Origin of the sequence: Luteimonas marina, assembly GCF_007859325.1 — a bacterium.
Lineage (GTDB): Bacteria > Pseudomonadota > Gammaproteobacteria > Xanthomonadales > Xanthomonadaceae > Luteimonas > Luteimonas marina.
The window spans coordinates 505,071-530,203 of sequence record NZ_VOHK01000003.1 but is presented as its reverse complement, the minus strand read 5'-3'; the positions used below and the strand labels follow the sequence as shown (position 1 = coordinate 530,203).

General features: G+C 64.4%; 23 protein-coding genes and 1 pseudogene. 18 read left to right on the top strand and 6 right to left on the bottom strand.

Features of this window, described 5'->3' with window-relative positions:
* Position 1: 1 nt before the first annotated feature.
* Entirely contained in the window at positions 2 to 607 is a 606-nt protein-coding gene (locus FQY83_RS09045; protein WP_023047514.1) for a TetR/AcrR family transcriptional regulator, read from the bottom strand.
* A gap of 141 nt (positions 608 to 748) precedes the next feature.
* Here FQY83_RS09045 and FQY83_RS09040 point away from each other — a divergent pair, with 141 nt between their 5' ends.
* The 18 genes from FQY83_RS09040 to FQY83_RS08955 all read left to right on the top strand — a co-directional run bounded on the left by FQY83_RS09040 (position 749) and on the right by FQY83_RS08955 (position 20,522).
* Positions 749 to 1,951 (top strand): efflux RND transporter periplasmic adaptor subunit, encoded by a 1,203-nt coding sequence (locus FQY83_RS09040; RefSeq protein ID WP_021204037.1) that lies wholly within the window; start codon positions 749 to 751, stop codon positions 1,949 to 1,951.
* Positions 1,952 to 1,970: 19 nt separating this feature from the next.
* A complete protein-coding gene (locus FQY83_RS09035; RefSeq protein WP_022960604.1) occupies positions 1,971 to 5,138 on the top strand; it encodes an efflux RND transporter permease subunit in 3,168 nt (1,055 codons plus the stop codon).
* On the top strand, positions 5,110 to 6,732 hold the full coding sequence (locus FQY83_RS09030) for an efflux transporter outer membrane subunit (RefSeq protein ID WP_230965739.1): 1,623 nt from the start codon (positions 5,110 to 5,112) through the stop codon (positions 6,730 to 6,732). Before FQY83_RS09035 ends, FQY83_RS09030 begins: the two co-directional genes overlap by 29 nt.
* Positions 6,733 to 6,746: 14 nt before the next feature.
* On the top strand, positions 6,747 to 7,691 hold the full coding sequence (locus FQY83_RS09025) for a LysR family transcriptional regulator (protein WP_004350822.1): 945 nt from the start codon (positions 6,747 to 6,749) through the stop codon (positions 7,689 to 7,691).
* Between the two features lie 2 nt (positions 7,692 to 7,693).
* On the top strand, positions 7,694 to 7,948 hold the full coding sequence (locus tag FQY83_RS09020) for an EexN family lipoprotein (protein WP_024718240.1): 255 nt from the start codon (positions 7,694 to 7,696) through the stop codon (positions 7,946 to 7,948).
* Between the two features lie 236 nt (positions 7,949 to 8,184).
* Positions 8,185 to 10,182 carry a conjugal transfer protein TraG gene (locus tag FQY83_RS09015; RefSeq protein ID WP_008294936.1) on the top strand — a complete coding sequence of 666 codons (1,998 nt, stop codon included), beginning with the start codon at positions 8,185 to 8,187 and terminating at the stop codon, positions 10,180 to 10,182.
* On the top strand, positions 10,179 to 10,667 hold the full coding sequence (locus FQY83_RS09010) for a ribbon-helix-helix protein, CopG family (RefSeq protein WP_008294937.1): 489 nt from the start codon (positions 10,179 to 10,181) through the stop codon (positions 10,665 to 10,667). The genes FQY83_RS09015 and FQY83_RS09010 overlap by 4 nt, the downstream gene beginning before the upstream one ends.
* 68 nt (positions 10,668 to 10,735) lie before the next feature.
* Entirely contained in the window at positions 10,736 to 11,734 is a 999-nt protein-coding gene (trbB, locus tag FQY83_RS09005) for a P-type conjugative transfer ATPase TrbB (protein ID WP_009398091.1), read from the top strand.
* Positions 11,731 to 12,117, top strand: a complete 387-nt coding sequence (locus FQY83_RS09000; protein ID WP_022960600.1) for a TrbC/VirB2 family type IV secretion system protein — start codon at positions 11,731 to 11,733, stop codon at positions 12,115 to 12,117. Before trbB ends, FQY83_RS09000 begins: the two co-directional genes overlap by 4 nt.
* Positions 12,114 to 12,383 carry a VirB3 family type IV secretion system protein gene (locus FQY83_RS08995; protein ID WP_003462917.1) on the top strand — a complete coding sequence of 90 codons (270 nt, stop codon included), beginning with the start codon at positions 12,114 to 12,116 and terminating at the stop codon, positions 12,381 to 12,383. The genes FQY83_RS09000 and FQY83_RS08995 overlap by 4 nt, the downstream gene beginning before the upstream one ends.
* 12 nt (positions 12,384 to 12,395) lie before the next feature.
* Positions 12,396 to 14,843 carry a conjugal transfer protein TrbE gene (gene trbE, locus FQY83_RS08990; RefSeq protein WP_022960599.1) on the top strand — a complete coding sequence of 816 codons (2,448 nt, stop codon included), beginning with the start codon at positions 12,396 to 12,398 and terminating at the stop codon, positions 14,841 to 14,843.
* Positions 14,840 to 15,583: a P-type conjugative transfer protein TrbJ gene (gene trbJ / locus FQY83_RS08985; protein ID WP_004350802.1), complete on the top strand. Its 744-nt coding sequence runs from the start codon at positions 14,840 to 14,842 to the stop codon at positions 15,581 to 15,583. Before trbE ends, trbJ begins: the two co-directional genes overlap by 4 nt.
* A gap of 12 nt (positions 15,584 to 15,595) precedes the next feature.
* The gene (locus FQY83_RS08980; RefSeq protein WP_004350800.1) at positions 15,596 to 15,898 is read left to right on the top strand and encodes a hypothetical protein; all 303 of its coding nucleotides are present in this window, start codon (positions 15,596 to 15,598) and stop codon (positions 15,896 to 15,898) included.
* Positions 15,895 to 17,289 carry a P-type conjugative transfer protein TrbL gene (gene trbL / locus FQY83_RS08975; protein ID WP_004350798.1) on the top strand — a complete coding sequence of 465 codons (1,395 nt, stop codon included), beginning with the start codon at positions 15,895 to 15,897 and terminating at the stop codon, positions 17,287 to 17,289. Before FQY83_RS08980 ends, trbL begins: the two co-directional genes overlap by 4 nt.
* 17 nt (positions 17,290 to 17,306) lie before the next feature.
* Positions 17,307 to 18,011, top strand: a complete 705-nt coding sequence (trbF, locus tag FQY83_RS08970; protein WP_022960598.1) for a conjugal transfer protein TrbF — start codon at positions 17,307 to 17,309, stop codon at positions 18,009 to 18,011.
* Positions 18,008 to 19,000: a P-type conjugative transfer protein TrbG gene (trbG, locus tag FQY83_RS08965; protein WP_009398076.1), complete on the top strand. Its 993-nt coding sequence runs from the start codon at positions 18,008 to 18,010 to the stop codon at positions 18,998 to 19,000. Before trbF ends, trbG begins: the two co-directional genes overlap by 4 nt.
* A 2-nt stretch (positions 19,001 to 19,002) precedes the next feature.
* Positions 19,003 to 20,280, top strand: coding sequence for a TraB/TrbI/VirB10 family type IV secretion system protein (locus FQY83_RS08960; RefSeq protein WP_009398074.1), 1,278 nt, complete (start codon positions 19,003 to 19,005; stop codon positions 20,278 to 20,280).
* On the top strand, positions 20,277 to 20,522 hold the full coding sequence (locus FQY83_RS08955; protein WP_009398072.1) for a DUF2274 domain-containing protein: 246 nt from the start codon (positions 20,277 to 20,279) through the stop codon (positions 20,520 to 20,522). The genes FQY83_RS08960 and FQY83_RS08955 overlap by 4 nt, the downstream gene beginning before the upstream one ends.
* 291 nt (positions 20,523 to 20,813) lie before the next feature.
* On the opposite strand, the pseudogene FQY83_RS08950 reads toward FQY83_RS08955, so the two are convergent.
* From FQY83_RS08950 to FQY83_RS08930, 5 genes and pseudogenes are all read right to left on the bottom strand, one after another.
* Positions 20,814 to 21,065: pseudogene (locus FQY83_RS08950) on the bottom strand (transposase); the annotation flags it as partial.
* Positions 21,066 to 21,106: 41 nt separating this feature from the next.
* The gene (locus FQY83_RS08945) at positions 21,107 to 21,754 is read right to left on the bottom strand and encodes a type 2 periplasmic-binding domain-containing protein (RefSeq protein WP_146387217.1); all 648 of its coding nucleotides are present in this window, start codon (positions 21,752 to 21,754) and stop codon (positions 21,107 to 21,109) included.
* A gap of 68 nt (positions 21,755 to 21,822) precedes the next feature.
* A complete protein-coding gene (locus tag FQY83_RS08940) occupies positions 21,823 to 22,881 on the bottom strand; it encodes an ABC transporter substrate-binding protein (RefSeq protein ID WP_146387215.1) in 1,059 nt (352 codons plus the stop codon).
* Positions 22,878 to 24,284, bottom strand: coding sequence for a sensor histidine kinase (locus FQY83_RS08935; protein ID WP_146387213.1), 1,407 nt, complete (start codon positions 24,282 to 24,284; stop codon positions 22,878 to 22,880). The genes FQY83_RS08940 and FQY83_RS08935 overlap by 4 nt, the downstream gene beginning before the upstream one ends.
* On the bottom strand, positions 24,277 to 24,954 hold the full coding sequence (locus FQY83_RS08930) for a response regulator transcription factor (RefSeq protein ID WP_146387211.1): 678 nt from the start codon (positions 24,952 to 24,954) through the stop codon (positions 24,277 to 24,279). The genes FQY83_RS08935 and FQY83_RS08930 overlap by 8 nt, the downstream gene beginning before the upstream one ends.
* Positions 24,955 to 25,133: the final 179 nt, after the last annotated feature.

Sequence of the window (25,133 nt, the reverse complement as noted above, 5' to 3'; positions counted from 1 at the left end):
GTTACGGCTGCGCGGGAGAGGTGTCCCGCCGCAAGCCCGCCACCAGTACAAGAAATCCCTGCACGGCTTTTTCGGAAGCGGCGCGTGGGTCGTCTGCGCTGGCGATCCACAGCGATGCGCCCAGCAGCGCCCCGTTTATCAGGCGGGCCGTCGCCAGGGGATCGACGGGGCGTATGACTGCCTCCTCGATCAACTTCTGGAGGCTGCGGCGCGTGTTCACGATGCACACGTTCTGGCAGAGCCACTGGGAGGGATCGCCCAGAACCGCTGGCCCGTCCAGCAGGACGATCCGCTGGACTTCGGGCTCGACGGCCATCTTGATGTAGCCAATGCACTCCTGAACGAAGCCGTCCCAGGTGGACTCCGCCTCCTCGACGATGACGGCCAGTCGGCCAGATATCTCTGCATCAATCTGGGCGATGACCGCCTCCAGCAGCCCTTTCTTTCCACCGAAGTGGTGATAGAGCGCTCCGCGCGTCAGTCCGGCTTGGGCCGTCAGCTCATCCATTGAACTGTCCGCATATCCCACGGTTGCGAACGCAGCGCGGGCGGCACTGATGAGCTTGGCCCGCGTTTCCTCAATCATCTCTGCACGCTTTTGTGCCATTAGGTCGTCCTCCGATTTTTCACATAAGAAGTGTATGTAAATGATTGACATACGTTGCGTATGAGTGGATGATAAATGGCATACGTCACGTATGTCAAATTTTATCAACCGGGTTTCGCCATCCCTTCGAGACTGAAAACAATGAGCACATTGCCTTACCTTGCGGTCCTGCCTTCCTGGCGCCGCGCCTTGCCGTTAGCTGCGGCGAGCTTGCTGGCGCTGTCCCTAGCTGGCTGCAATAGCGACGCCGCCGACGCGGTCGCCGCCCCTCCACCCACGGTCAGCGTGGCACCTGTGTCGGTGCGCAAGATCGTCCAATGGGATGAGTTCAATGGCCGCGTCGAGGCGGTGGAAGGCGTTGCGCTGCGGCCACGTGTGAGTGGCTACATCGACAGGGTCAATTACGAAGAGGGCCAGATCGTCAAACGTGGCGACGTGCTGTTCGAGATTGACGCTCGCAGTTACCGTGCTGCTCTGGCTCGCGCGGAAGCAGACTTGGCCCGCGCCCGCACGCAGGCCGCACTGGCACGTAGCGAAGCGGCCCGTGCTCAAAAGCTGGCTTCGTTGCAAGCAGCCTCCACCGAGGAGTTGGAGCAGCGCCACGCCGCCGCCGATCAGGCCCAAGCCAACGTGCAGTTCGCCCAAGCCGCAGTCGAGACCGCCAAGTTGGATCTGTCGTTCACCCAGGTACGTTCGCCCATCACAGGCCGCGCCGGACGTGCACTGGTCACGGCAGGCAACTTGGTGAGTGCTGACGGCCAGGCCAGCATCCTGACCACCGTAGTCTCGCTGAACCCGGTGCACGTGCATTTTGATGTCGACGAGCGTACCTATCTGCGCTACGCCCACATGGCTCGCAACGGAGAGCGCCCCGACCAGCGCAGCGAAAGTATCCCGGTGCAGGTGGGCCTGGTCGGCGAGAACGGCTATCCACACGCCGGAAACGTGGACTTCGTGGACAACCGTGTCGATGCGGCCACCGGCACCATCCGCGCACGCGCCACCCTGGTCAATCCCGACGGCCTGCTTACGCCGGGCCTCTATGCCCGAGTGCGCCTGCCGGGTAGCGGCAGTTTCGAGGCCATGCTGATCGACGACAAGGCCATCCTGACCGACCAGAGCCGCAAGTACGTGTATGTGATCGATGAGAACAACACCGCCCAGCGCCGCGACATCACGCTGGGACGCAAGGCCGAAGGCCTGCGCATCGTCGAGGAAGGTCTAAATCCCGGCGACCGCGTGATCGTCAACGGCATCCAGAAGGTTTCTGTCGGCATGCCAGTGACGGCCCAGGACATTGAAATGGCGCCTGCAGGCCGACAAAACGCCCAGGCGAGCGAATGAGCGCGGAGAGCCAGCCATCATGAACTTTGCCCGCTTTTTCGTGGACAGGCCGATTTTTGCGGCCGTGCTGTCCATCATCATTTTCGTGGTTGGGTTGATCGCGATCCCGCTCTTGCCCGTCAGCGAGTACCCGGAAGTCGTGCCACCCAGCGTACAGGTTCGCGCCACGTATCCTGGCGCAAATCCGCGCGAAATCGCCGACACGGTAGCCGCACCACTGGAGGCATCCATCACCGGCGTGGAAAACATGCTCTACATGAAGTCCGTGGCCGGTAGTGATGGCGTGTTGGTGCTGACCGTCACCTTCCGTCCTGGCACCGATCCCGACGACGCCCAGGTCAAGGTACAGAACCGTGTCGCCCAGGCAGAGCCGCGTCTTCCCGAAGCGGTGCGCCAGCAAGGTGTGGTGACCGTCAAACAGTCCCACAACGAAACGCTGGTCGTGCAGTTGCGCTCGCCGGGCGATCGCTATGACGCGCTGTACCTGCGCAACTATGCCGTGCTCCATGTACGCGACGAGTTGGCACGCATCCAGGGGGTGGGCGATGCCAAGATCTACGGCTCTGGCGACTACGCCATGCGCTTATGGCTGGACCCCGACAAAATTGCGGCGCTGGGTATGACCGCCGGCGATGTGGTCGAAGCCGTGCGCGAACAGAACGTCCAGGTCTCGGCCGGTCAACTAGGTGCGCCGCCCAACCCCTCGGGAAGCGACTTCCTCCTGTCCATCAATGCGCAGGGCCGGCTGGTGACGGAAGAAGAGTTCGGCGACGTCATCGTCAAGACCGGATCGCAGGGTCAGGTCACCCGGCTGCGAGATGTGGCGCGCGTGGAAATGGACGCATCCAGCTACTCGCTGATGTCGTTGCTCAACAACAAGCCTGCTGTCGCGATCTCTGTCCTTGAAGCCCCGGGCGCCAATGCCATCGAAATCTCGGATCAAGTCCGCGCGAAGATGGACGAGTTGGCCAAGCGCTTTCCCGAGGGAGTGGAATGGTCGGTGGAGTATGACTCAACTGTCTTCGTGCGTCAGTCGATCAAGGCGGTCGTCAACACTCTGCTGGAAGCCATCGGACTGGTGGTGCTGGTGGTGATCTTGTTCCTTCAGACTTGGCGTGCCTCCATCATCCCACTGCTAGCCGTGCCGGTGTCGGTGGTAGGCACCTTCGCCGTGCTGCTGATGCTGGGCTTTTCCATCAATACGCTCACGCTTTTTGGACTCGTGCTTGCCATCGGGATCGTGGTGGACGACGCGATCGTGGTGGTGGAAAACGTCGAGCGCAACATCGCCGAAGGGCTGGCGCCGCTGGCTGCGGCCCATCAGGCCATGCGCGAAGTCAGTGGCCCCATCGTCGCCATCTCGCTGGTGCTGTGCTCGGTATTCGTGCCTATGGCATTCCTGTCCGGCGTGACAGGGCAGTTCTACAAACAGTTCGCCGTCACCATTGCGATCTCCACGGTAATTTCGGCCATCAACTCGCTGACGCTGTCGCCTGCGCTGGCCGCGCGCCTGCTTCGCCCGCATGGTGCCGCGCCAGACCTGCCCACGCGGGTGCTGGATCGCAGTCTGGGCTGGATATTCCGGCCGTTCAACCGTTTCTTCCTGCGCAGCGCGGATGGCTATGGAAACAGCGTGTCGCGCATCCTCGGGCGGCGTGGTGCGGTGTTTCTCGTCTACATCGCGCTACTGGTGGCGACGGGAGCTGTGTTCAAGGCCGTCCCTGGCGGATTCATCCCCATGCAGGACAAGCTGTATCTCATCGGTGTCATCCAGCTACCCGAGGGTGCATCCCTGGAGCGCACGGAAGCGCTGGTCCGCCGTGTGAGCGACATCGCGCTCAAGACCGATGGCGTCTACAACGCCGTGCAGTTCCCGGGCATGAACGGCTTGCAGTCGACCAACACGTCCAATAGCGGCCTAGTGTATTTCGTACTCAAGCCCATCAATGAGCGCAAGCACACTGCAACCGAGATTGCGGAACAGTTGAACGAGCGCTTCGCTCAGGAGCAGGACGGTCTGGCCTTTGCCATCATGCCGCCCCCTGTCATGGGGCTGGGCGCGGGTTCCGGGTTCTCTCTTTACGTGCAGGATCGCAACCGTGAGGGCTATGCCGCATTGCAGACGGCGACCACCGAGCTGGCGACGGCCATCTCGCAAGAACCGGGATTCCAATATCCGATCAGTTCCTATCAGGCCAATGTGCCGCAGCTTGACGCCGTAGTGGACCGCACCAAGGCGAAGGCACAGGGCGTGGCCGTGACCGATCTTTTCGATACGCTGCAAGTGTACCTGGGTTCGGCGTATGTCAACGACTTCACGCGCTTTGGCCGCACCTTCCGGGTGATGGCTCAGGCGGACGCACCGTTCCGCAGTTCTGTCGAGGACGTGGTCAAACTGCGCACCCGCAACGCCAATGGCGACATGGTGCCCATCGGCAGCATGGTGGACGTGCGCAAGACATTCGGCCCCGATCCCGTCATCCGCTTCAACGGCTATCCATCTGCCGACCTGATTGGTGAGTCAGATCCGCGTCTGGTGTCGTCATCGCAGGCATTGCAGCAAGTGCAATCCATTGCAGACAAGGTGCTGCCGCCAGGCATGCAACTGGAGTGGACCGACCTCAGCTACCAGCAGGTCACGCAAAGCAATACCGCGCTGGTGGTGTTCCCGCTGGCGGTACTGTTGGTCTTCCTGGTGCTGGCGGCACTGTACGAAAGCTGGACGTTGCCGCTGGCCGTCATCCTGATCGTGCCCATGAGCCTGTTGTCGGCCATGACGGGCGTGTGGCTCGCGGGTGGTGACAGCAACATTTTCGTGCAGATTGGCTTGATAGTGCTGATTGGTCTGGCCTCCAAGAATGCCATTCTGATCGTGGAGTTCGCCCGTGAACTTGAGCGCAAGGGGCACAGCATCCTCGATGCCGCGCTGGAGGCATCACGCCTTCGTCTGCGCCCGATCATCATGACTTCCATCGCCTTCATCGCTGGCGTGGTGCCGCTGATGGTCGGTTCCGGCGCAGGCGCGGAGATTCGCCAGGTTATGGGAGTGACTGTGTTCGCCGGCATGCTCGGCGTGACCTTGTTCGGTTTATTCCTGACTCCTGTTTTCTACGTCGCGTTACGCAGGCTCGCGACGCGCAAGCCACGTCGCCAGGCAAATGTCGCCATGGAGGCCACCCATGTCTGACTCCACAAGGACTGATTCCGTCATGCTTCAAACGCCATCCCGCATCCGACCATGCCTACGTCGGATGCCACATCTGGTACTGCTCCCTTTGGTGGCGTTGACGCTGGCAGCTTGCGCAGTAGGGCCGAATTACAAGGCACCTGCCGCGCCCCAGGCAGTGACGTATGCCCGCCAAGACCCCGTTGCCGTGTCCCAGCTTGTACCGGAGGCCGATGCGCAATTCTGGCGGGAACTGGATGACCCGGTGCTGCACTCTTTGGTGGAGAATGCTCTTCACGCCAATCACGACATCCGCATAGCACTGTCGCGCTACGAGCAAGCCAGCGCACTGTCGCGCGAACGTCGCCAAGACTACTATCCGACGCTGGGCGCGTCCGGTGAAATCAGTACCCAGCGCGCCAGTGCTGCACAAGCACCGGATGCGTCCCGCTCCGACCGGGATAACGATCTGCATTCGGCTGGCCTATCCGTGATCTGGGAATTGGACTTCTTTGGCCGAGTGCGGCGCAGCGTGGAATCGCAGCGCGCCGAGACCGAGGCCAGCGCAGCCGACCTGGCGGGCGTACAAGTGGCTATGGTGGCCGAGTTGACCGACGCCTATTTCCGCTTGCGCGGCTTGCAAGTGCAATTACAGGTCGCGCGGGACAACGAAATCAACCAAGCCGATACGCTGCGGCTGATCGAGGTCTTGTTCGAGAACGGCCGGGGCACGTCGTTCGATGCCGACCGCGCCCGCACGCAATTGGCGCTGACACGCTCGCGCATTCCGCCGCTTGAAGCTGAGGCTGCTGTGGCCGCCCACCGCATTGCCGTGCTCACTGGCCGCACGCCTGCGGCGATGGCCGAAGTGCTGGATCACCCCGCAGCCTTGCCTGAGCTGCCCGCCCAGATCAACGCCGGTGCACCGGGCGATCTACTGCGTCGCCGTCCCGATGTGGCTGCGGCAGAACGTAGGCTGGCTGCGGCCACTGCGCGTATCGGCGTAGCCATGGCAGACCTGTTCCCTCGCTTTACGTTGGGAGGGCTGATCGGCACGCAGGCGTTGGGCTTTGGTTCGTTGTTCGAGCGTGATAGTGAAACGCGAATGATCTCGCTCGGTGTGGGTGGTTCCTTCCTAGACGTGGGCCGGGTGCGGTCGCGCATCGCGGCGGCCAATTCAGCCACTGCCGAAAACTTGGCGGTATACGAGCGCACGGTGCTGCGCGCCATGGAAGAAACCGAGAACGCGCTGGTACGCCTATCGCGCGCGCAGACCGAGTACGCCATGCTGGTACAGGCGACCGAGGCCAGCCGCCGGGCAGCCAAGACGGCTCGCCTGCAATTTGAGGGCGGCGCCATCCATGTTTTGGATGTGCTGGAGGCCGAACGTTCACGCTTGGAGTCCGAAGACTTGCTGGCACAAAGCGCCACCCGCAGGGCGACGGCGTTGGTGGCGGTCTACAAGACGCTGGCCGGCGGCTGGTCACACGCCTTGCCCGGACCGCAGGGCGAGGCAGTCGCGCAGCGCCACAAAAGCGGCGACAGGCCTGAACTGGATGAACTCGGTGAGATGAGCGGCTACAACGCTGCGACTCTCAAACGGCCTTTGTACTGACAACAGGAGGCGAAATGGAGATTCGACACTTACGCTGCTTTCTCGCTGTCGCCGAAGAACTACATTTCGCCCGCGCGGCGGAGAGGCTGCACATCGAGCAGTCACCGCTGTCGCGCACTATCAAGGAGCTGGAGGAGAGCCTGGGCGAACAGTTGTTCATTCGTACCAGCCGCAGCACGCGGCTGACACGGGCGGGCAAGCTGTTTCTGGAGCATGTGCCGCGCATCTTCACCGCCTTGCAGCAGGCGCGCGATAGCGTGAATGCAGCCACCAACGGCTTCCACGGTCAGTTGCGTATCGCACTGTCCGACGGCATCACGCCCTCGCGCCTGCCGTCCTTGCTGGCGCTGTGTCGGCAGGAAGAACCCGAAGTCGAGATTCGCCTGTTCGAGGTACCCTTGTCGCAGCAGATCAAGGGACTGCATGACGACCTTTACGACGTGGGCTTTGCCCAGTCCGATGAAGTTGGAGAAGGCATCACTGCCGAAGCCGTTTGGAGCGATGCGCTGATGGTGGCGGTTCCTGCACGTCATCCGCTTTTGAAGCACAAGCGCATCCCGCTGGAAGAAGTGCTGCGCTATCCGCTGGTGTTGTGCGATCCGCACGTATGCGAAGGCCATGCTCGCCAAGTCGAGCGCGTACTGCGCCGGATAGATATGGAGCCGCTGATTGCCGAACGTGTGGCTTCGTGCGATTTGATGATGGCGTTAGTGTCGGCGGGCTTTGCGCTGGGCCTAGCCGGAGCGCCGCATATCGCAGGCAGCCGTGAGCCTGGGATTGTGGCTCGGCCGCTGGCGGGTCGCTCACCCATGCTGACCACTTATGTGCTGCACCGGGAAGGTGGATCCTCGGACGTGCTGTCACGCTTTATCGAGCGTGTGCAGGCCATCGAATCGCCGGACGGCATCAGAGCCACGCCCCCCCTTGAACCCGATTCCCAAGAGGAAGTCGAGTCATGACCATGAAGCAGATCGCCCCATTCCTGTTGGTCGCCGCGCTGTCCGCTTGCGGCCAGTCCGAAACACCGAAACAGGCAACCAATGTACCGACCGTGGAAGAGCTGGTCGCAGATCCTGCGCGCCTGAGGGAGCTGCGCCGCCAGTGCAAGACCGAACGCCCGACGATGGGAGACGTGCTGTGCAACCGGGTGGCCGAGGCGACGAACAAGCGCTTCTTTGGCTATGGAAACACGCCCTACACGCCGCCGAAGTTCTGATTGTTGGCTTTCTGCCGCGAATCTTGATTTTTCTTTCTCGACACGCCGCCGCGCGCTCACGCCTGCGGCGTTTTTACTGGTTTCGCCTCTGCATGACACCATGCTTTTTGCATCACCTTGCTGCCGATAACGGTCTTTGACCGGCACTGAACCGGCACCGATCCTGACGCCTGCGGCACGCCTTTGTGCCGCGTTTTCCACGGGGAATCAGCGCAGGAGAAATCGGAGGCCAGGGTATGCAAGCTCAGGGCGTGTTGTTCGGGCAGATCGCCGCCGTCTTCGGCATCGTGATCGCCGGTGTGTGGGGTGCCACGCAATGGACCGCCGCCGCCTTGGGCTACCAGCTACGCCTGGGCGCGCCCTGGTTCGACTTCCACGGCACGCCGGTCTATTACCCGTGGAAGCTGTTCGAGTGGTGGTTCTTCTTCGACGCCTACGCGCCGCAGGTGTTCGACACCGGCGGCATGATCGCGGCGAGCAGCGGCCTGCTGGCCGTGGTGGTCGCCATCGCCATGTCGGTGTGGCGCTCGCGCCAGGCGCGCAAAGTGACGACCTATGGCTCGGCCCGCTGGGCCGATGTCGCCGACATTCGCAAGGCCGGGCTGACGCAGCCCGCCGGCGTCTTTCTCGGCCAGCATGACGGCCACTACCTGCGGCACGAAGGGCCGGAACACGTCCTGACCTTTGCGCCCACGCGCTCGGGCAAGGGTGTGGGCCTGGTGGTGCCGACGCTGCTGTCCTGGCCGGCATCCGCCGTCATCCACGACATCAAGGGCGAGAACTGGCAGATCACCGCTGGCTGGCGCAGTCGATTTAGCCACTGCCTGCTGTTCAACCCGACCGATGCCAGTTCGGCGGCCTACAACCCGTTGCTGGAAGTGAGGCGCGGCGCGCACGAGGTGCGCGACGTGCAGAACATCGCCGATATCCTGGTCGATCCCGAAGGGGCGCTGGAGAAGCGCAACCACTGGGAGAAGACCAGTCATGCGCTGCTGGTCGGCGCGATCCTGCATGTGCTCTACGCGGGAGAGGACAAGACGCTGCGCGGCGTGGCGAACTTCCTCAGTGACCCGGCTTGCCCGTTCGAGCTGACGCTGCATCGGATGATGACCACGCGGCATCTTGGAGATGTACCGCATCCCGTTGTCGCGTCCGCCGCCCGCGAAGTGCTCAACAAGTCGGACAACGAGCGTTCCGGCGTGTTGAGCACCGCCATGTCGTTCCTCGGCCTGTACCGTGATCCGACCGTGGCCGCAGTCACGTCGCGCTGCGACTGGCGCATCGCCGATCTGATCGCGTCTGCATCCCCTGTGTCGTTGTATCTGGTGGTGCCGCCTTCGGACATCAGCCGCACCAAGCCGCTGATCCGGTTGATCCTCAACCAGATCGGGCGACGGCTCACCGAGTCGCTCGATGGCAGCGACGGCATTGAGCGCCGCCACAAGCTGTTGCTGATGCTCGACGAGTTCTCGGCTCTGGGGCGCCTGGACTTCTTCGAGACGGCGCTGGCCTTCATGGCCGGCTACGGCATCCGCAGTTTCCTGATCGCGCAGTCGCTCAACCAGATCGACAAGGCGTATGGGCAGAACCATTCGATTCTGGACAACTGCCATGTGCGCGTGACCTTCGCCACGAATGACGAACGCACGGCGAAACGGATCTCCGAAACGCTGGGCACGGCTACCGAACTGCGTGCGCAGCGGAACTACGCAGGCCATCGACTTGCGCCGTGGCTCGGCCACCTGATGGTGTCCCGCCAAGAGACGGCGCGGCCGCTACTGACGCCCGGCGAAGTCATGCAGCTTGCGCCAGACGAATCAGTGGTGATGGTGTCCAGCGTCGCGCCGATCAAGGCCAAGAAGTTGCGCTACTACGCTGATGCCAATTTCAAGCAGCGGGTACTGCCGCCGCCTGCGCTAACGGCAGGCCGCTATGCCGATGTGCCGCCTGCACGTCCCGATGACTGGAGCGGTTTGGCGATCCCGGCCGTGCCTGCGGCACAGGCCACGGCATCTGCCGATGACCTGGGTGGCTCCGACGACGGCGGCCCCCGCCGTCAGCCCGAGCTGTCCGAAACCGTCGCCTACGACCCCGAACCCGATTACACGCCCAGCGACTTGGCGCTGCTCGATGACGACGACATGCCCCCGCTGCTTCCCGGCCAGTTCGACCCCGCCCTGCAACGCACGGCGCGGCTGGCATCTCTCGACCCCAACGACGGAATCGACATATGAGCCAATACCGATTGAACCTGTTCATCCAGCACGAGCACGCCAAGCGTCTGGACGAGCTGGCCGCGAAGAAAGGCGTGTCAAAGTCCAGCATCGTCGCCGCTGCCTTGGCGTCCTGGCTGTCACCCGATGCCGGCGACCAGCGTGAGGCCGCCATCGCCAAACGACTGGATCGCCTGTCGCGGCAGGCCGAGCGCCTGGAGCGTGACCAGAACATCCAGATCGAGACGCTGGCGCTATTCGTCCGCTACTACCTGACCGTCAGCACGCCGGTGCCGGAGGCCCATCAGGATGCGGCTCGCGCGCAGGGCAAGGCGCGCTTCGAGCAGTTCGTCGAACAGTTAGGCCGCCACCTGCTGCGTGGCCGCAGCCTGGTACGGGACGTGGTGGAAGAACTGCATCCCCAGGATCGTGAGTTCGAGATGCGCATGGATGACGCGGCCGCGATGGCCGCCGCCCATGAACGCACTGCGGAGCGTGCGTCATGAGTGCCGTTCCTCAAATCCCGCCCGAACCGCGCTCATCCGCTGCAGCATCCCAGGATCGCCGCATCCAGATGCTGCGCACGGCGATGGGGCCGGTGATCGCCGCTGCGCTGGAAGACCCGGACGTGGTGGAAGTGATGCTCAACCCCGACCGGACATTGTGGGTGGATCGGCTGTCGTCTGGCCGTGCGCCGCTCGGCGTCGAACTGCCCGAAGCCGATGGCGAACGCATCATCCGCCTGGTCGCCGCCCATGTCGGTGCGGAGGTGCATCGCGGCCAACCGCTCTTGACCGCCGAACTGCCTGAAACCGGCGAACGCTTCGAGGGCATCCTGCCGCCCGCCGCACCCGGCCCGGCCTTTGCGCTGCGCAAGCGTGCCGTGAGCATCATCGGTCTGGATCGCTATGTGGCTGATGGCATCCTGACCACTGGGCAGGCCGAGTTTCTGCGTCATGCCGTGCGCGAGCGGCACAACATCCTGATCGCCGGAGGCACCAGCACCGGCAAGACCACGCTGGCCAATGCCTTGCTGGCCGAGATCGCCGCCACCGGCGACCGCGTGCTGGTGCTCGAAGACACCATCGAACTGCAATGCGCGGCCCGCGACCATGTGCCGCTGCGCACCCGCGCCGGCGTCGTGTCCATGACCGAGCTGGTGCGGGCCACGATGCGCCTGCGGCCCGACCGCGTGATCGTCGGCGAAGTGCGCGGCGGCGAAGCGCTGGATCTGGTGAAGGTCTGGGGCACCGGCCACCCCGGCGGCATCGCCACCATTCATGCCGGCTCCGCGTTGGGCGCGCTGCTGCGCCTGGAGCAACTGATCCTCGAAGTGGCGGTGAATCCGCCCCGCGCCCTGATCGCCGAGGCGGTCAATGTCGTGATCCACATCGCAGGCCGCGGCCGCAAGCGCCACGTCGAAACCATTTCCCGCGTCGTCGGTTTCGACGGCGCGGGCTACCGCCTGGCGGATGCGCTGGAAGCGACGCTTCCCGAGCTGCCGCCGGTTCCTCTTACAGCCGCTGCCGCTACGCCTTCCTCGATCCCTGAACAACCTGGAGAACTGCCATGACGCACGTTGATGCTTTCCGTCTTTCTGTAAACCCGCTTTCCCCGCTGCCCATGCTGGCGCGTTTGCATCGCCTGGCCCGACCCGCAGGACAAGGGTTGCTGCTCGCGGTGTTGATGCTGTTGCTGGCGGGCACGGCGCAGGCCGCCGGTTCCTCAATGCCGTGGGAAGGCCCGCTGCAATCCATTCTCGAATCCATCCAGGGGCCGGTAGCCCGCATCGTCGCGGTGATCATCATCATCGCCACCGGCCTGGCGTTGGCCTTCGGCGATACCAGTGGCGGCTTTCGCAAGCTGATCCAGATCGTCTTCGGCCTGTCCATCGCCTTCGCGGCTTCGAGCTTCTTCCTGTCGTTCTTCAGCTTCTCCGGCGGGGCCGTCGTATGAGCACGGCCACCGATCTTCCGGGCTTTGAAGTGCCGCTGCATCGCTCGCTGACCGAGCCGATCCTGCTGGGCGGTGCGCCGCGCACCGTGGCGATTGCCAACGGCACGCTGGCCGCCGCCGTCGGGCTGGGCCTGCAACTGTGGATTCCCGGCGTGGTGCTCTGGATCGCCGGCCATTCGCTGGCGGTCTGGGGCGCGCGCGTCGATCCGCAGTTCATGCAGGTCTTCGCCCGGCACATCAAGCACAAGCCGCTGCTGGACGCATAGGGGAGTGCCGACATGCTGAACCTTGCCGAATACCGCCAGCGGCCCGCACTGCTGGCCGACTGGCTGCCCTGGGCCGGGCTGATCGGGCCGGGCGTCGTCTTGAACAAGGATGGCTCGTTCCAGCGCACGGCACATTTTCGCGGGCCGGATCTGAACAGCGCCACGCAAGGCGAGCTGATCGCCACGTCGGCACGCTTGAACAACGCACTGCGCCGCCTGGGGTCGGGCTGGGCCTTGTTCATCGAAGCCGAGCGCTGCGCAGCGGCGGGCTATCCACGTTCCGATTTCCCCGAGCCGTTGTCCTGGCTGGTGGAGGAAGAACGCCGTGCAGCCTTCGAGGAATCCGGCCACCACTACGAGAGCGCCTATCACCTGACGCTGGCCTACCTGCCACCAGAAGAATCCCGCGCCCGTGCCGCCAAGATGCTCTATGAGAATGCGCCGGGCGATGGCGTGGACTGGCAGGGTCGGCTGGAAGCCTTCGTGGCGGAAACGGATCGCGTGTTCGACCTGCTCGACGGCGTGATGCCGGAGATTGCCTGGCTCGATGACAGCCAGACACTGACTTACCTGCACGCCACGGTGTCCACGCGGCGCTACCGCGTCGGCGTACCCGAGGTGCCATTCCACATCGACGCATTGCTGGCCGACTCCGCGCTGGTCGGTGGTCTGGCACCCATGCTGGGCGATCAGCACCTGCGCGTGGTGTCGGTGCGAGGCTTTCCGACCTCGACTTGGCCGGGGATTTTGGACGACCTCAACCGCTTGGGCTTCGGCTATCGTTGGGCAACCCGGTTCCTTTGCCTCGACAAAGCCGAAGCGGAAAAAGAGCTTGGACGCCTGCGTCGCCAGTGGTTCGCCAAGCGCAAGAATGTCGTCGCGCTGTTGCGTGAAACGATCTTCCAGCAGGAAAGCCCGCTGGTCGATACCGACGCCAACAACAAGGCCGCCGATGCAGACGCCGCCTTGCAAGAACTGGGCAGCGATCAGGTGGCCTTCGGCTACCTGACGGCTACCGTGACAGTGCTCGACACCGACCCTGCCGTGGCCGACGAGAAGCTGCGCATGGTAGAGCGCGTCATTCAGGGGCGCGGCTTCGTCACCATCCCCGAAACCTTGAACGCGGTGGATGCCTGGCTGTCGTCCATTCCCGGTAACGCCTACGCGAATGTGCGCCAGCCCATCGTCTCGACGCTGAACCTGACGCACATGATGCCGCTGTCCGCCGTGTGGGCCGGGCCGGAGAAGAACGCGCATCTGGATGGCCCGCCGCTGATCGTCACCCGCACCGATGGCGCGACGCCGTTCCGGCTGGTGACGCACATCGGCGATGTGGGCCACACGCTGGTCGCCGGGCCAACCGGCATGGGCAAGTCGGTGCTGCTCGCCACGCTGGCAATGCAGTTTCGCCGCTATCCCGGCTCGCGCATCTTCGCCTTCGACATGGGCCGCTCGATGCGCGCCACCATCCTCGGGCTGGGCGGCGAGCATTACGACCTCGGCAATGACGGGGCGATTGCTTTTCAGCCATTGGCCCGCATCGACCAGGAGGGCTACCGCACCTGGGCCGCCGAATGGGTGGAAGGCCGCCTGTTGCATGAAGGTGTCGTCATTGGCCCGGACGAGAAGGCTGCGATCTGGTCGGCACTAGGCAGCTTGGCCGGTGCGCCAGCGGAGCAACGCACGCTGACGGGCCTGTCGGTACTGCTGCAATCGAACGCACTGCGCCAGGCGCTTGCGCCCTATGTGCTGGGCGGTGCCCACGGCAAGCTGCTGGATGCCGATGCCGACCGCCTGGGTTCCGGCGGCGTGCAGTGCTTCGAGATGGAAGAACTGATGCACAGCAAGGCGGCGGTGCTGGCCGTGCTGGGCTACCTGTTCGCCCGCTTCGATGAACGCTTCGACGGCGCGCCCACGCTGCTGATCCTCGATGAAGCCTGGCTGTTCCTCGATGACCCTGTGTTCGCCGCCCGCATTCGCCAGTGGCTCAAGACGCTGCGCAAGAAGAATGTCAGCGTCATGTTCGCCACGCAGTCGCTGGCCGACATCAAGGATTCGAGCATTGCACCGGCGGTGATTGAAAGCTGCGCCAGTCGGATCTTTCTCCCTAATCCGCAGGCCACCGAGCCGCAGATTCGCACGATCTACGAAGGCTTTGGGCTGAACTCTCGCCAGATCGAGATCGTGGCGACCGCGCAGCCCAAGCGGGACTACTACTACCAATCGCGTCTGGGCAATCGCCTGTTCGACCTCGACCTGGGGCCAACCACGCTGGCCTTCGCCGGGGCATCCACCCCACAAGACCAACGCGACATGGATCGCATGCTGCTGGACGCAGGCACACCTGGCTTTGCCGGTGCCTGGCTACGTCATCGCGGCCTCGATTGGGCGGCCGACCTGTTGCCGTCCGCACCGGCGGCCACTTCCTTTCTTTCCCAACCACAGGAGAACTTGCCATGAAGACCAAGCCCCGTCTGCTGTCTGTCTCGCTTGCCGCCGTGCTGTCGGTGTCGCTGCTAATCGTTCAGCCCGCATCCGCGCTGACGGTGTTCGACCCGTCCAACTTCGTGCAGAACACGCTGACCGCCGTGCGCACGTTGGAGCAGATCAACAACCAGATCAACCAACTCCAGAACGAAGCACAGATGCTGATGAACCAGGCGCGCAATCTGGCGAATCTGGACTTCAACATCGTCAATCGCCTGCGCTCGACGCTCGCCACGACCGAACGCCTGATCGCCGAGGCACGCGGCCTGGCCTACGACGTGCAGAGCATGGATGCGACCTTCGCCCGGCTGTACCCGGAGCAGTACGCCGCGACTGTCAGCGGCGACCAGATGGTGCGCGACGCGCAGGAGCGCTGGAAGAACACCTTGAATGGCCTGCATACCGCGATGCGGATGCAGGCGCAGGTGTCGCAGAACCTGGCAAAAGACGAAAGCGCACTGTCCGATCTGGTCAGCCAAAGTCAGTCCGCCACCGGCGCGCTGCAAGCCATGCAGGCGACCAACCAGCTTCTGGCCTTGCAGGCCAAGCAGTCCATCCAGGCGCAGCAACTCCAGATCACGCAGGAACGCGCCGCCGCGCTGGAACTGGCACGCCAAGCAGCGGCTGTCGAGCGTGGCCGTGAAGTGACGCGCCGCTTCCTGGGTGATGGCACGCCGTACACGCCGCAGCGCGTGGATTTCTACGGCAACTGACGGGAGACGGCCATGCGATGCGTTTCCTTGCTGCTTCCCGTGCTGCTGGTCGCTTGCAGCCAGCAGCCGACCGAAGACCTGGTCGCTGATCCCGTGCGGCTCAAGGCTTTGCGTGTGCAGTGTGCCGCCGACAGGACGGCCGCAGGCGAAGACGCCTGCCTGCCCGCGGCCGACGCTTTCCGGCGGCGCTTCGTCGCCGGTGAAACCGGGCCTGACGAGTTCCGCACGTTGGCCGATCTGCCGCCGATCCCGCCGAGCTTCGACTCGCCCATCAGTGACCAGGGCGCCATGCCCTTCGAGGGGGACGTGCCATGAATGACGTGACCGTGATCGACCGATTTCTCGCTACCTTCTCGCGCTACATCGACTCGGGCTTTGGGCTGCTGCAGGGCGAAGTCGCGTTCCTCACCGCCACGCTGATCGTCATCGACATGACGATTGCCGGGCTGTACTGGGCGATGAGCCACGCCACCGATCAGGGCGATGATGTGATCGCCAAACTGCTGCGCAAGGTGCTTTACGTCGGTGCCTTCGCCTACATCATCAACAACTTCAACTGGCTGGCCAGCATTGTCTTCCGCTCGTTCGCGGGCCTCGGCCTGACGGCCAGCGGCTCGACGATGAGCATGGGCGAATTCCTGCAACCGGGACGCTTGGCCAAGACCGGCATCGACGCGGCGGCCCCCATTCTTGAGCAGATCAGCGACATGGCGGGCTTCCCCGAAGTGTTCGTGAACATGACGCCCATCGTGGTCATGTTCCTGGCCTGGGCGGTGGTGATCCTGTGTTTCTTCGTGCTGGCGATCCAGCTTTTCATCACGCTGATCGAGTTCAAACTGACCACGCTCGCGGGCTTCGTGCTGGTGCCGTTCGCGCTGTGGAACAAGACCAGCTTCCTCGCCGAGAAGGTGCTGGGCAACGTGGTGTCCTCGGGCATCAAGGTGCTGGTGCTGGCCGTCATCGTCGGCATCGGCTCGGGCCTGTTTGCCGAGTTCCAGGTGCATCCGGCCGAGCCGTCCATCGACCATGCAGTGGTCATCATGCTGGCCTCGCTCACGCTGCTGGCGTTGGGGATCTTCGGGCCGGGCATTGCCACCGGGCTGGTATCCGGTGCACCGCAGCTTGGCGCAGGCGCGATGGCCGGTGCTGCGATTGGTGCCGCAGGCGCGGCGGTTGCCGTAGGTGCCGCCGCCACCGGCGTGGGCGGTGCCGTGATGGCCGGAGCGCGCATGGCACCGGCTGCCGCCAAGCTCGCCGGGGCTGGCGCGCGGGCCGCGACTTCGGCGGCTGGCAGCGCGAAGTCGGCTTTCCAGGCCGGTTCTGCCGCTGCGGGCGGCGGAGCCAAAGGCGCGATGGCTGGACTGGGCAGTGTCGCCAAGGGCGGCGCACAGGCCGCTGGCCAGCGCGCCGGTGCAGGCATCAAAGCGGCGGCAGCCAAGGCGGCCGCGCCATTCAAAGCAGGCTGGCAAGGCTCCGGCACCGATGGTGGCTCAGGCGGTGGCGCTGCCAGTTCCGGGCAGGCCACCGCAGGCGATGCCGCTGGCGACACGGCCAACGCGCAGAAGCAGGAAAAACCGGGCTGGGCCAAGCGCCTGCAACGCCGCCAACGACTCACCCAGGCCACCACCACGGCCGCGCACACGCTGCGCGGTGGCGACGGCGGCGGTTCGGGCCAAGGCCCGAGTCTGCGAGATTCCGATAGCTGACTTTCAAGGAGAACGCCATGCGATTCAAACGACCGCAGGTGCGCTATGCCGATACGCCGCAGCCTGCCACCCCGTATCAAGCCGCTGCCCAGGTGTGGGACGAGCGCATCGGCTCGGCCCGCGTGCAGGCCAAGAACTGGCGATTGATGGCCTTCGGCTGCCTGGTGCTCGCGCTGCTGATGGCCGGTGGCCTGGTGTGGCGCTCGGCCCAATCCATCGTCACGCCCTATGTCATCGAAGTCGATCAGTCCGGCCAGGTGCGCACCGTGGGCGAAGCGGCCACGCCGTACCGGCCCACCGATGCGCAGACGGCACACCATATCGCGCGGTTCGTGACGCTGGTGCGCTCACTGTCCATCGACCCCATCGTCGTGCGCCAGAACTGGCTCGATGCCTACGACTACACCACCGACCGAGGCGCGGCGGTGCTTAACGACTATGCGCGGGTGAATGACCCGTTCGCCCGCATCGGCAAAGAGTCGGTAACGGTACAGATCACCAGCGTGGTTCGCGCCAGCGATGCGTCGTTCAACGTGCGCTGGATGGAACGCCGCTACGTCAATGGCGCGGCGGCCGGGCTGGAGCGATGGACGGCGGTGGTGTCCATCGTGCAGCAGACCCCGCGCACCGAAGAACGCCTGCGCCGCAACCCGCTGGGCATCTACGTCAATGGCCTGTCGTGGAGCCGTGAACTGGATTCGTCTGAAGGAGTGAAGCCATGAATGTGCCTTTCCGTTTTTACGCTTTGCCGCTTGTCGTGCTGGCCTTGGCCGGCTGCGCCACGCAGGGCAAACCCCCGCCAGTGATTTCCTTGGATGAGCCGGTACAGGCGGAGCCTTTGCCGGAAATGCCTGTGCCGATCGAGGTGGTCACTATTGCAGAGCCACTGCCATTGCCTGAGCAGTTGAAGCCAGTGCCGGAGGAAAAGGATGCGAAGCCTGCGCCTGAACCGGCTGATGAGACGGTACGTGTCTCGAAAGCCAATGCCGAGGCACGGGTGGCTCCGACGCGCGAAGGCTATGTCAATGCGATCCAGGTCTGGCCGTATAGCGATGGCGCGCTGTACCAGGTCTATGCGTCAGTAGGTCGCGTGACGGTGATCGCGCTCCAGCCTGGCGAGGAACTGGTGACGGTCGCTGCGGGCGATACCGTGCGCTGGATCGTCGGTGACACCTCCAGCGGCAGCGGGGCCGATCTGCGCGTCAATGTGCTGGTCAAGCCTATCCGTTCCAGCTTGAAGACCAATCTGGTCATTACCACCAGCCGCAGGACGTACCTGCTGGAACTGACTTCGACCGACAAGGCATGGATGGCGTCGGTGTCCTGGGACTACCCGAAAGACCGAATGCTGGCCTTGCGGCGCCAAGCCCAAGCCGCCAACGCTGCCGCGCCGGTCGATGCAGGCTTGTCGCTGGATAACATCCGCTTTCGCTATGCAATCAGCGGCAGCAATCCATCGTGGAAACCGCTGCGCGCTTTTGATGATGGCGAGAAGGTCTATATCCAGTTCCCGGCAGGCATCGCCCAGGGCGAGCTGCCGCCGCTGTTCGTCATCGGCGCACAGGGCGACGGGCAACTGGTGAACTATCGCTTCCGCTCGCCGTACTACATCGTGGATCGCCTGTTCGGTGCAGCAGAACTGCGCCTGGGGGCCGACAAGGGCGATATGGTGCGCATCGAGCGCGCGGATGGCATCGTCGGGAGGAACTGAGCATGAGCCAGGACGACACTCCCGACCTTGCCACGCCGCAGGCGGACAAGATGGCACCCGAGGCGGTGGCGCTGCGCGCCCAACCGCGCCCGGTCACGCGTCTGAACCGACGCACGCTGGCCATCCTCGCTGGCGGCCTGTCGGTTGGCGTGATGGGCGCGCTGATCTGGTCACTGCAACCGCAGCAACGCGGCGCGGGCGAATCCACCGAACTGTACAACGTGGATCGTGTATCGCGCTCGGAAGGCCTCGACCAACTTCCTGCCGACTATTCCAAGTTGCCAGCGCTGCCGCCCGACGTGCCGGAGCTGGGGCCACCGCTACCGGGTGATCTGGGGCCGGCCATCGTCAATTCGCAGCAGCCGGTCGCCGCCACCTATGCCGCGCCCGGCTACGACCCCAACGATGCGCTGCACAAGGAAGCAGAAGCGGCGGCAGCTTCAACGGTGTTCTTCCGCACCGGCTCCCCGCAGGCCGCGCCCGTGGCGCAGTCGCAAGTCGCTGCCGCGCCGGGCTTCGCCGCCAATGCCGCTTTCGATCCACTGGCCGCTGGCCCGGCCTCGACGGCGGCCCAGCCTGCTGATCCGACTGCCGTGCAGAACCGGCAAGACCAGAAAGAGGCGTTCCTGACAGGCGGTTCTACGGAAACCCGTAACTCCGGCAACCTGCAAATGCCCACCTCGCCGTATCAGGTGATGGCCGGAACGGTCATTGCCGGGGCACTGGTCACGGGCATCAAGTCCGACTTGCCGGGCGACGTGATCGCCACGGTGACGGAACCGATCTACGACACGGCCACTGGCAAGTTCCTGCTGATCCCGCAGGGATCTCGCATACTGGGCAAGTACAACAGCCAGGTCAGCTACGGCCAGAGCCGCGTGCAGGTGGTGTGGAATCGCATCATCCTGCCCGACACGTCATCACTCACGCTCGACAACCTGATCGGCACCGACCCGGCAGGCTATGCCGGTCTGGAGGACAACGTGGACTGGCATTGGGATCGGATCTTTGCAGGTGCCGTGCTGACCACGCTGCTGGGTGTCGGTGCCGAACTGGCTGCACCTGAGAACCGCCAGGACGGCGATCGCGTCATCATCGCCGGGCGCGACAGCCTGCAGGACACCGTGAACCAGGTCGGCCAGGAAGTGACCCGGCGCAATCTCAACATCCAACCCACGCTGACCAGCCGCCCCGGCTTGCCGGTGCGCATCATCGTCAACCGCGATCTGGTGCTACGGCCTTATCAGCCGCTGTTCTTCAACAAGGGGACTTCTCGATGAGCACGACCAAGAAACTGCGGCTGGGGCCGCTACCCAAGACCGAAAGCGTCAAGCTGACCTTCGCTTGCCCGGCCAGCTTGAAAGCCGATCTCGACCGCTACGCCGCGCTGCATGCGCAGGCGTATGGCGAGGCGGTCGATGCCTCGACGCTGATCCCGCACATGCTGGAGGCGTTCATGGCGGGGGATCGGGGATTCAGGAAAGGAAACGGCAGCAAGGCCGTGCCACCGAAGCCAAGCTGAAGATGCACTGGAACCAGACTGACCATCCCTCGAACGCGCAGCCCAACGCTGCGCGTTCTTCGTTCTGGATAGGCTGCGAGGGAATCGGCTAAGATGACTGAACAAGCCTGCCAGCCATTGGCAATCTCCATCGCTGCAACGCGACTCGACTCTCTTTCTCCAGGCTCTTATGTGGCTCCCAGCCCACAATGCCGCATCCTCTGCGAACGGCATGAAACAGAGCTAACCTATTGCCCCGTATATGGTTTCAAGCTTCGCGTGATTTCAACAAAATGCTTGACGCCAGCAATTTTTTAGAATGTCGCGCTCCTCGGTCACGCGCCGCAGCTCGGCCTTGAGGCGGCGCACTTCAGCCGAGTCAGTCCCCGTCGGCGCGGAACCTGCGGCCGGCTTGCCGGCCTTCTTCGCTTTCTGCACCCAGTCGTACAGCGTGTGCTTGGGGATCCCGATGCGCGCGGCCACATCCACAACCGTGAAGCCGCGCTCGAGCACCTGCTTCACCGCCTCGGCCCTGAACTCATCCGTGTATCGCTTGCTGCTCATGAACACCTCTGCTGTAGCCATGAATTATGGCCTGCGGGTGTCTACGAAAGGCTGGGCGGTCCATTGACCGGCTTGCCTGCCCATTGCGCGACACCAAGCTCGCCCCAGTGGGTCACTGGCGGATGGCCGCGCAGACGGCTTTCGGAGAACAGCGCGTCCACCTGGGCCAGGCTCAGCGAGCGGATCGGATTCGCTTCGTTGACGATGATTCCGACCGCATCGACGAAGCCGAAGTGGCGCCAGCTGCCCATCGCCACCGGGATCGCCCACGGCTCGTGGCCATGGTGTCGAACGAAGGTTCGCAGATCCTCGACCGACGGTTCGCGCGAAAGGAAGGCGAAGTCGCGACGCCCTTCCAGGAAATCCTGCAGCGCGGGATTCAGGCGGCCCTGCGGAGGAAGCCAGGGAGGACCGAGCGCGAACGAGACCCCAGACTGCCGCTCGCGAGATCCGGCGACCCACGCCTCGACCAGCGCGGGCATGATCGGCGGCGCGCTCCCGGACAACGAACGCTGCCATCCGTTCCGGCACGGCGCATAGGCAGGCAGAAGTCCGTCCACCGCTGGTCGCCAGGTTTCCGGTTCCGGCAGCAGGCGCGGCGCGCCATCGGGCGCATCGGTCGCCTGCGGCTCTGCGGACACGACAACGTTTTCATACGTAACGGCCATGACGACCAGCGCGGCCGCCACGTGCAACCATCCAGCCCTGCCCATGCCCGAGTGTCTCCTCATGCGAGCGGCCCAATCGCAGACCGGCTCTATCTGATCTCGCCGAGGATCGCGCGCCACGCTTCCAGCATCTGTCGCCGCTTTTGCTGATCCAGGTAGACCAGCAAGCCGGGACCCAGCGAGATCGGACGCAGCACGCCGATCTGGGATTCGTTGACGCCGAGTCGTTCGTAGACGCCGTCGAGCTCCTTCCTGATCGGCGGCAGTCCGCACTGCGCGGCCATCACCCGCTGTCCGCGCACGGACAGCAGGTATTCGAGGAACTTGTGGGCGAGCACGGGATTGGGCGCGTTGCGGGCGATGACGACCGTGCGGGCCAGCACCAGCGTATGGTCCCTCGGGTAGACGAGAAGGAAGTTCCTGTCGCTCCCGGCCCTGGCGCGCGCATAGGAGCCCAGCAGGTTGTAGCCCGCGACCAGGTCGCCCGATTCGATGCGTTCGAGCAGCGTGGCCGTGTGCTCCTCCACCTGCAGGTCGATATCGCCGAACGCCTCCACCAGCGCACCGAACTCGCTGCTCTGGCGGACATCCTGGGAAGCCAGCAGGTAGCCCACGCTGCTCCTGGAAATGTCATAGGTGCCGATGCGGCTGCGCCAGAACTCGGGCTCGCGTCGTATCTGGTCGATCAGTTCGGCGCGCGACTGCGGAACCGGCCGCCCTTCCATGGCCGCGCGATTGAACACCATGACGGCGGGTTCGAACGTGAAGCCGAACGCCTCGTTGCGCCAGCGCGCCCATGCCGGCAGCGCGTCGGCACTCGCGGACACGTGCTCCGCGGCGTACCCGTCGTTCACCAGCTTGACCTGCAGGTCCATCGACGTGCTGATGAGCAGGTCGGCGCGCCGGACCCCCGCGTCGGCCTCCCGAACGAAACGTTCGTACTGGGGCGTGGCATCCAGGTTCTCGTAGCGAACGCCGATCTCCGGGTGCACGCGCTGGAAATCGACCAGCAGCGGTTCGAACACGGCGGTATCCAGCGTACTGTACAGCGTGATCGTGCCCTCCGGCGCGCTCCTGGGAGGGTATTCCTTGCCTGCGGCGAGCGGGCTCAGGAAACAGAGCAACGGCAGCCACCATCGCATCTTCATTTCGCAGCCTCCAGGATCATCCGCACCGTCAGGCCGCCGCCTTCGCGGTCAATCAGTTCGATGCTGCCGCCGTGGCTGACCACGACCCGCGATACGATCGCCATCCCCAGTCCCGCTCCCGACGACCGCGTGTCCCCGCGCTCGAAACGCTCGAAGATGCGTTGCCGGTCTTCTTCGGCGATTCCGGGGCCGCGGTCGGACACCATGAGCTGGTACTTGTCGCTCGCCTGATGCAGGACGATGTCCACCTCCGCGTCGGGCCCCGAATGCCCGGGCGTGCCATGGCGGATCGCGTTGTCGATCAGGTTCTTGATGGCTTCGCCCAGCAGCACGGCATCGCCCCGCATCGGCGCTCGTGTGATGCTGCTGATCAACCCGACCTGCACGTCATCGGACATGGGAACGGCATCGCGCATCGCACGCTTGATCACGTCCACCAGATCGAACGACTCGAAATGCCGCACGTCGGCCCGGTGCATCACCATGGCCTCGCTCAGGAGCTGGTTCACCAGACGCGTCAAGCGCGCGGCGTTACGCTCCACGTTCAACAAGCCGGCACGCATCTCGCGCGGATCCTCCTCGTCGAGCGCCAGCTGCGCCTGTGCACGAAGCGCGGCCAGGGGCGTGCGGATCTGGTGCGCGGCATCGCCTATGAAGGCACGCAGGCCTGACATGTTGCCCTCCAACCGGCGCATGAAGCCGTTCATTGCCGCCACCATCGGCCCGACCTCGTCCGGCACCCGCGGCTGCAGGGCGTGCAGGTCCGAGGGCTGTCGCCGGGCCAGGTCTGCGCTGATCGCTTCCAGCGGACGCAAGGCCCTGCCCACGCCGAACCAGACCAACGCCAACGCCAGCAGGGTCAACAGCGCGATCGGAAGCAGCGCTCCAAGCACCAGTTCCTGCGCCAGCTGCTCGCGGGCCCTGCGGGTCTGGCCGACCTGCACCCACACCCAGCCGCGCAAGCCCGGCTGCGCCAGTTGCCGTCCGAGCAGGACGAAGCGAACCATCTCGCCGCGGTATCTGGCGTCGAAGAAACGTGGTTCTGGCACCTCGGACGGTTCATCGCCCCCCGCCCTCGCGGGAATGGCTCCGGGCAAGTCCTCGTAGCCGGTGATCGTTTGATGGCCGGGCCCGAAGACGCGGTAGAACACCCTGTCCTCCGGCGCTGCCGACAGCATGTCGAGGGCCGCGTAGGGGATGTCCACGCGGACCTCGGTGTCGTCCACGGAGAGCGTTTCGGCGATGGACAAGGCCGAGCCCGACAGCAGCCGGTCGTACGAGAGGTCCGCCGCGCGCTGGCCATACACGCGCGCAGCCAGGTACATCACCACGGTTCCCGCAAGGAACAGCAGCGCCATCGTGGTGACCAGGCGAGCCCGGAGCGAGAGAACCCGCTCAGCCATCCACTGCCGCCCTGGGTTCGGCGACGTATCCCAGGCCGCGCATCGTCTTGATGTTCAGGTGGTCGCCGAGCTTGCGCCGCAAGCGCCCCACGTAGACTTCGATGGCGTTGGCGCCGGCCTCGTCGTCGAAATCGAAGAGCTGGGACGAGATGTCTTCCTTGCTGAGTACGCGTCCGAGATTGCCGATCAGGATCTCCAGCAGCCGGTACTCCCGACGGGGCAGGTCGATCAACGTGTTCCCGATCATCACCGTTTTCGCGGTGCGGTCGAACACCAGCTCGCCGATCGCCGTGGTACCCGAAGCGATGCCCTGGGATCGCCTGAGCAGCGCACGGCAACGCGCATCGAACTCGCGGAAATCGAACGGCTTCGACAGGTAGTCATCCGCGCCAACGTCCAGTGCGCCAACGCGGTCTTCCACCTCGGAGCGCGCAGTCAGCATCAGTACGGGCGTGCATTCGCCGCGCGCGCGCATGCCACGCAGGATCGAGAATCCGTCCCGGCGCGGCAGGCCGATGTCGAGTATCACGAGTTCGTAGCGCTGATACCGCAGCACTTCGTCCGCCGACTGGCCATCGCGTTGCCAATCGGCTGCATAGCCGTCCCGCTTGAGCCGGCGCTGGATCGCGTCCCCGAGATCAGCGTCGTCTTCCACCAACAGTATTCGCATGTTGAGACCCCTCCCAAGGCGTCTTCGCTGACGTACTGCACAACTGATTTGTCAGCTTGACGACAGCTTGCGCATCTAGCTTTCAATCATCGTACACGCCCCGGTGCGGCGCTGCGGAGGGCCTGCTTGCTTTGCTGCAACGCACCAACAAAACGCTTTTTCTTCAGCTCGTGCACACC